Genomic DNA, 6,622 nt, shown 5'->3' with positions numbered 1-6,622 from the left:
AATTGGTGGATTACACCATGTATATAAATGGGATAAAGCTGCTTAAGCTGATCCTCAAAGAATGGAAAAATTGAACTTCAATAGATCTGTATATCTGTGTCCTACATTTGAAATTTCATCGTATTTCCAAGGTTTAATTCCATCCTACTATTGAAATTCAACCAGATTTAAAAAATTAGAACTGATTAAACAGTCATTCAAGACCGAATTCTTATGTATTTTTTCCCTGATCCCTTTTTGGCGAACCACAGCTTTGAAATATCATACTTTCTCCGTTATTCAGAAGAACTCCAGGCTTTTTTGGGCAAGCTCCCGTATCTGCCTGTTGCTATCTTTCAGAGCAGTGTTCAGAAAGGCCTTTGAAATGTCGTCCTGTCTCTCGGAAAAATATCCGAGGGCTGCCTTTCTTACAGAGGCATCCGAATCCCCTATCAGGGCCTGACCGATGAGCAATAGCGCCCCTTCATTATCTATCAGCTTCAGGCTTTCAACAGCATGCCGCCTTAACGCAGCATCTTCGTCACCAAGGACCGTGGCAATGACAGGAAGGACATCCTCATTGTCTATCCTCTGCAATTCTGTTATAGACTGTGCCTTGTCGTCATATTCCCCGGATTCGAATAATTTTTTTGCCCAGAATCCAAGGGAAGTATCTTCGTCCAGCGGATGCCGGATTAATAGATTCATCTGCCTTGCAGACGGTTGTGGAATAAACTCTTCGGCAGGTTTTTCCTTCCTGTCCGGGGGGAGCCCCGGCAACTCTGCCGGGATCAGGTTCTTACCAGTAGATTCTGTTATATCTGACAATAATTTTTTCCCCCCTTCAAAGAGCCAGATTTCCCGTATCGCCTGGAGTTCTTTTCCATTCCCGTCTGAATCGGCAATCTGGTAAATTATTGCCAGGGAATACTCTCTGGCAAGCCTCTGAATTCCCTTCTTTAAGGACAGGCCTGAAAAAGAGTCCGTGATGATATGATCATGGCTGCTGAGCAGCACGATTTTACAATCTATTTTTTTCCCTATTTCTTTTAAAATGACAGATAAGGGTGTTGCGTTAACACGAACCGATAAAATTTTATCCGTGGAATCAAATACAATATCCAATGCCTTCTCTTCCGCTGACACAGTGAGTTCTGCCCGGCTGGATAAGAGAAAAATAAAAAGTGCAAGCTTTACGTATCTAAATAGATTCATGGGTTTGTCTCCGTATCTGAGCATACCACTAAACCAAAGATACATCAATCAGGTGACTGATCTTAAGTCAGAAGTACAAATTGACACGCGACAGGGTTTGCTGGTATGGGTGGAACGCTGAAGATCACAAGAATTCTTTTATCCGGAGCGGTTGAACATGGGCAGCCCAAAGAGAGCATACAGCAGAAATTATATTCCCGGCATGGATGGTCTCCGTGCGATTGCAGCGCTCTGCGTATTTTCCGTCCATTTCAACCAGATGGTCAGGCTTGAATATACCGCAGGTCCCTTTGATATTGCTAAACTGATGGCCAATGGAAATCACGGCGTCTCTCTGTTTTTTTCTTTAAGCGGATTTCTCTTGAGTCTTCCTTTCTGGCGGGCATTTTTCAATGCAAAGCCCTTACCCGATTTTCGAAAGTATTTAATCAGGCGGCTGGCCAGAATCATCCCCGGATATTATCTCTTACTGACCCTGCTTGTTTTTGTCGGCAGGTTATGGGAAATACCCGGGGCCTGGTTTGATATTGTTTCCCACTATCTGATGGTCTTCAATTTCACTGAATTTACAATTTTCAGCATCAATCCTCCTTTCTGGACCCTTGCGGTTGAACTCCAGTTTTATCTGCTGCTTCCAGCACTTTTTTTATGCCTGAAAACCTGCAGGAACAAAAAAAAAGTGATATTTATTCTCTGTTCCTTGATTCTTGCCGTCTGCGGCATCCAATACACATTGATACATACGATTGACAGAGTAATTTCCTGGCCGTTCAATCCCTGGCTTACCTGGATCCGGCCCCATGGTGCAGTTCTCAATCATTCTTTAACAGCAACCCTCCCCCATTTTCTGGCAGGATGTATTGCAGGCTGCCTGTTTCAAACCTGGCAATCAAGGAACCGGGTCCCTGGAAGTCTCATCAGCCACGGTGAAAAAATATTCTGGTCAAGCCTGATGCTGGTATTCATTTGTTTGTCCACAGGTTGGATCAGCGATGTAGGACCCTCTTTTATCCCTTACGGCTTTCCAATTATTCCTCTGCTCCTGGTATGCCTTATTATCACCGTTCCCTTTACCCGGATTGCCGGAAAAATTCTTGAATGTCCCGTATTTAAATCTTTGGGGAAAATTTCATATGGTATCTATCTCTATCACTACCCCTGCCTAATGTTTCTTGAATGGCAGATGCGCCAGAAAGGGCTGGATGTGGAAAATCACTGGATTTTATTTGGGTGTGCAGGCCTTGCTATTACAATAGTTACGGCCTTATTTTCCTATATCCTGATTGAAAGGCCCAGCTTACGGCTGGTGAGGCGGAAATGACTTAAAATGAGCGTCCACTTTTAAATCCAGATCCGCTTTCCATGTTTCCGGCATGATCTCAAGGATTTTTTTCAACAGAAGTTCAGCCTGTTTCTGCCCGTCTGCATCAGATACCTGACGCTTTCCGGCTGACACCCAGAGATAGCTTTTTGCCAGATCTGCGGCCGGAAGCATCCCGTTTTCAGGATCCCTGGGCGCATTGAAATAGAGTTCTCCAAGGGGGAAATAGGCCTTTTCATACCCTTTGACTGCTGATTTTTCAAACCAGAACCGGGCTGTTTCAGGGTCTTTTTGCCTGCCCAGACCGTCACAGAGCATGATTCCAAGATAATACTGGGCTTCCGGTGCCTCCATATCCGCTGCCATGGAAAACCATTCAAAGGCCCTCTTTAAATCCTGCCTTCCCGAATTCTTGTCCATGAGAAACCGAGCCAGTCTAATCTGGGCGGGGATGACGCGTCTATCTGCTGCCTGCCTGCATAATTCAAGGGCTTTGTCAGGGTCTTTGGGCACGCCGCTGCCGGCCATATAGAGCTCGGCCAGAGAGCACAGGGACATGTGGTAGCCTAAAGATGCCGATCGTTTATACCACTTAGCTGCTTTGCCCGGGTCCGGATCTGTTCCCACACCCTTGTTCAGGCAGTCGGCAAAAAAATGGGTGGCTGCAGGAATCCCGTTGTTGCCGGCTTTTTCAAACCATTTGCAGGCTTTTGCCTCATCAACCGGTCGTCCCCATCCGAGCTGAAAAAAAAGTCCCATGGTAAATTGTGCCACGGGGTTTTCTTTTTCAACTGCAAACTGATGGTAGGCTTGAAAAGCATTGTCATAATCACCTTTGGCAAGCAGGGCCTGGGCTTTTTCAAGTTCTTTGGCCGTATTTTTTTTTGCATGACAGGGGGAAAGAGCAAAAAAAAGAATCATCAGGATCAAAAAAAAGAAAGTGATCTTACGGTGGTTTAATATCATGGCATGTCCTGTCCTTATTCAAGTTTATGGTTCTGATCCTGCACATCCTGAAATCTAATATTTTTTGTCATACCAGCAGGAAAATGTTTTGTAAACCCATCAAAAAAAATACCGCCGGGAAGTTTATTTCCCCGGCGGTATTGCAGATCAAATTTAAAAGAACCGGCTCTCTTTAATTTCTTGAAGGATAAATCCCTACAAGGGCAATGCAGTAATTGACGGTGAGGTAGGGCGACATGTTTTCATGGGATTGGCTGCCACCGGTCCGGCTGATGGAACCCGTGTTCATGCTCACATCAGGCGCGGCGCTGCTGTATTGTTTATTCCTTGGATGATAAGCCAGCACATTTCTTTCCGGAGTGTCTCTATTCCCCCTGCCTGTATAAGCTCGCAGGGTATGGGTGTGAGACGGTATCTGGGCCTCGCTCAGGGTGACAGCTTCAACACCGCCCCTTTGACCCAGTCTTCGATCGGTCAATCCCGGTCCGCGGCCGGCATGCATGACCGCACGGCCTTGCAAGTCAGGCAGTCCGGTTGTGGTCCTGCCATCCCCCCCGTAAGTAGTACCGATCAGGGAAAATAAAGCCGTATTGCTGGCAATGGGTAACAGCTGTCCGTTACACGCCGCCCATCCCCTGGGGGCAAAATTAAACCCGAAGGCCTTTACCTGGGCAACAAACGGATCTGATGCTGCTGCCGGTGTGCCTGCCAGAAGTCCCGCTCCCAGGAGTAGAACCAGCATTAAACAGACCGCGGCAATTCTTTTTTTCAATATCATAGTGATGCCTCCTTATTTAATTTCTTGACGGATAAACACCGAAAAGTGCTATGCAGTAATGCAATGCCTGATACGGCGGCATGTTTTCATGGGCCTGGCTGCCGCCGGTATTTTCGACAGCTGATTCAGCCATGTTCACATCAGGGGCCAAGCTGCTGTATTGCCTTTCCCTCCTGTCATAGGCCAGAACATTGTTTCCCGGCGAACTGGTGTCACCCTGTCCGCTGTCTGCCATCAGGTCATGGGTATGGCTCGGGATCTGGTTAACCGTCAAGGTCACCCTTTCCGCGCCGCCTTTGCTTCCCAGCTGACGCGGGGTCAATCCCGGTCCACTGCCGGCATGGATGGGAATCCGGCCGCGAAGATCGGGAAGCCCGAATGTGGTCCTTCCGTTTCCCCCATAGATGGTGCCCAGCAGAGAAAAAAGAGCATCGTTCTGAGAAACTGCCAGGAGCTGACCGTCACAGAAGGCCCAGCCCCTGGGGGCAAAATTCCCCGCAAATATCATGATCTGTCCGACAAAGGGTTCAGATGCCTCAACCGGAGGGCTAAAGAGAGCACCCACAGCCAGGATCGCGGTCATTAAAAATATAAGAAGTTTTAATTTAATATGTTTTATCATTATGGTCACCTCCTTTTAATTTCTGGAAGGGAATAACCCCTGGATTGCAATACAATGGTTAATCGCTATAAAGGGCGGCATATTCTCATGGGATTGACTGCCGCCGGCCGATAAAACAGCATCGCTGCCCATACTGACCTCCGGGGCTGCCTCACTGTACTGGTTTTCTCTTCTGTCATAGGCCAGAGAATGTCCTACAGGCCTGTCATCTGTTCCCTGACTGCTTGAAGCCCTTAATGCATGGCTGTGGGCCGGCAGTTGTGCTTCTGTTAGAGGGACTCTTTCCAGGCCGCTGCTGCTGCCCTGTGTATGGCCCGAACCGATATGCAGGGCCATGCGGCCGCGAAGATCGGGCAGTGCAAAGCTTGTTCGGCCGTCCCCCCCGTACATGGTGCCTAACAGGGAATACAGGGACTGGTACTGATTGATGGGAAGAATCTGTCCGTCACAGAATGCCCAGCCTCTGGGTGCAAAATTAAACCCTACCGTCATGATTTCTCCCAAAAAGGGTTCGGATGCAGACGATGGTGTGGTTAAAGCCGTGCCCAACAATAAAAACGCTGACAGAGAGAGCACAGCCAGTTTTATTTTAAATGATTTTATTCTCATGATCTCTCCTTTCATAAAAAGGATTCAAAATTATATGGTTTTACGACGGCCGCCTGCAAGAAAAAGCAGACCCACGGCAAAAAGTGCCAGGGTACCGGGTATGGGAACCGGCGTATTCACGGCATTTGGAAAATCCCAGTAGGCTGCGAGATAAATCGGGCTTCCGGAACCGGCATCTTCTGCAAAAAGGCTGCGGCCACCATCAAAATCTCCAACCACTAAATTCAAGTAGTTACCAATATCAATCGGATCAAGGAAAAATTCGATGCCGTCAATTGCACCGGAATCAAACCAGAACGTCGTCCAAGTCGGATCGGTAACATCAGCCTGGCTGAATGTGAATGATCCAAGTGTAATGGTAAAATCCCAGCCCGGCAGTCCATCAATTAAAATATCTTCATCTGCTGATGTTCCTACCACCAGGGCATCATCCCATATCAGGGTTGCCCAGATTGAATCCCCGTTAAACAGGCCAAAAGGATTATTTCCCAAGTTATCTTCGGTTACCACACCTTGAACCGTGCTCGACCAAAAAGCGGCACCGGCCGGCATTGCCAGGAAAAAAACCAGGCAGACCGCCGACAAAAGAATCGTTAATTCCCGTTTCAATCGTTTTGTCATAATATAAATCTCCTTTCCTAAAAAATAAGCAATATATAATTTTTATATCTGCAAAAAAAATTATTAAACTATACTAAACTATGCAATATTCATACCGTTATTGGTAAGGACCACATTTGTTCTGACCGGGCCGTCTCTTCAGGAGAAAAAGGAAGTTTTTTAATTTATTAAAAAATAGCAATTGTTACAAATTTTACATAAATTATGTATTTTATGTTATACTTTTGAGAAAATATTTACCAGATTGTGATAGAGTTCCAAGGGTGTGGTTTGCCAAAATACGGTCATACTACAATATCAACACGATACAGCTTTTTCAAAATTTATTGTAAATACCAAATTATCCTGATATTCAGATGTGCTTCTTGTGGAAAATTAATATAGGAGCACATTATGTATCGAGCGTTAATCCGGTTGTTGGCTTTTCAGTTTGAAATAATTCAAATTCTGTTCAAATCAAAAGATGACCTTGTTTTAGAAACTATAGAACTTCGGCAGCAATTAGCAACTT

General features: G+C 46.0%; 7 protein-coding genes. 1 reads left to right on the top strand and 6 read right to left on the bottom strand.

The features are described 5' to 3' along the window. Positions 1–279 precede the first annotated feature (279 nt). Positions 280–1,194: a HEAT repeat domain-containing protein gene (locus tag K8S13_RS00925; RefSeq protein WP_291459730.1), complete on the bottom strand. Its 915-nt coding sequence runs from the start codon at positions 1,192–1,194 to the stop codon at positions 280–282. Positions 1,195–1,351: 157 nt separating this feature from the next. Here K8S13_RS00925 and K8S13_RS00920 point away from each other — a divergent pair, with 157 nt between their 5' ends. Next, entirely contained in the window at positions 1,352–2,515 is a 1,164-nt protein-coding gene (locus K8S13_RS00920; RefSeq protein ID WP_291459729.1) for an acyltransferase, read from the top strand. Here K8S13_RS00920 and K8S13_RS00915 read toward each other — a convergent pair. The 5 genes from K8S13_RS00915 to K8S13_RS00895 form a co-directional block, all read right to left on the bottom strand. Further along, positions 2,492–3,481 carry a tetratricopeptide repeat protein gene (locus tag K8S13_RS00915; RefSeq protein ID WP_291459728.1) on the bottom strand — a complete coding sequence of 330 codons (990 nt, stop codon included), beginning with the start codon at positions 3,479–3,481 and terminating at the stop codon, positions 2,492–2,494. The two genes, K8S13_RS00920 and K8S13_RS00915, sit on opposite strands and share 24 nt — an antisense overlap. 172 nt (positions 3,482–3,653) lie before the next feature. Beyond that, positions 3,654–4,259 (bottom strand): phage tail protein, encoded by a 606-nt coding sequence (locus K8S13_RS00910; protein WP_291459725.1) that lies wholly within the window; start codon positions 4,257–4,259, stop codon positions 3,654–3,656. Between the two features lie 16 nt (positions 4,260–4,275). After that, positions 4,276–4,881 (bottom strand): phage tail protein, encoded by a 606-nt coding sequence (locus K8S13_RS00905; protein ID WP_291459724.1) that lies wholly within the window; start codon positions 4,879–4,881, stop codon positions 4,276–4,278. A gap of 15 nt (positions 4,882–4,896) precedes the next feature. Beyond that, a complete protein-coding gene (locus K8S13_RS00900) occupies positions 4,897–5,490 on the bottom strand; it encodes a phage tail protein (protein WP_291459722.1) in 594 nt (197 codons plus the stop codon). Positions 5,491–5,520: 30 nt separating this feature from the next. Then, positions 5,521–6,111, bottom strand: coding sequence for a PEP-CTERM sorting domain-containing protein (locus K8S13_RS00895; RefSeq protein WP_291459720.1), 591 nt, complete (start codon positions 6,109–6,111; stop codon positions 5,521–5,523). Positions 6,112–6,622 lie beyond the last annotated feature (511 nt).

Source organism: Desulfobacula sp. (genome assembly GCF_021107415.1).
The sequence above is the reverse complement of the archived record's forward strand: the minus strand, read 5'-3'. Positions and strand labels throughout refer to the sequence as shown.

Coding starts and splice junctions, on each gene's coding strand:
- K8S13_RS00920 (WP_291459729.1), top strand. CDS start 1,352: ATGGGCAGCCCAAAGAGAGCATACAGCAGAAATTATATTCCCGGCATG.
- K8S13_RS00900 (WP_291459722.1), bottom strand. CDS start 5,490: ATGAGAATAAAATCATTTAAAATAAAACTGGCTGTGCTCTCTCTGTCA.
- K8S13_RS00925 (WP_291459730.1), bottom strand. CDS start 1,194: ATGAATCTATTTAGATACGTAAAGCTTGCACTTTTTATTTTTCTCTTA.
- K8S13_RS00895 (WP_291459720.1), bottom strand. CDS start 6,111: ATGACAAAACGATTGAAACGGGAATTAACGATTCTTTTGTCGGCGGTC.
- K8S13_RS00910 (WP_291459725.1), bottom strand. CDS start 4,259: ATGATATTGAAAAAAAGAATTGCCGCGGTCTGTTTAATGCTGGTTCTA.
- K8S13_RS00915 (WP_291459728.1), bottom strand. CDS start 3,481: ATGATATTAAACCACCGTAAGATCACTTTCTTTTTTTTGATCCTGATG.
- K8S13_RS00905 (WP_291459724.1), bottom strand. CDS start 4,881: ATGATAAAACATATTAAATTAAAACTTCTTATATTTTTAATGACCGCG.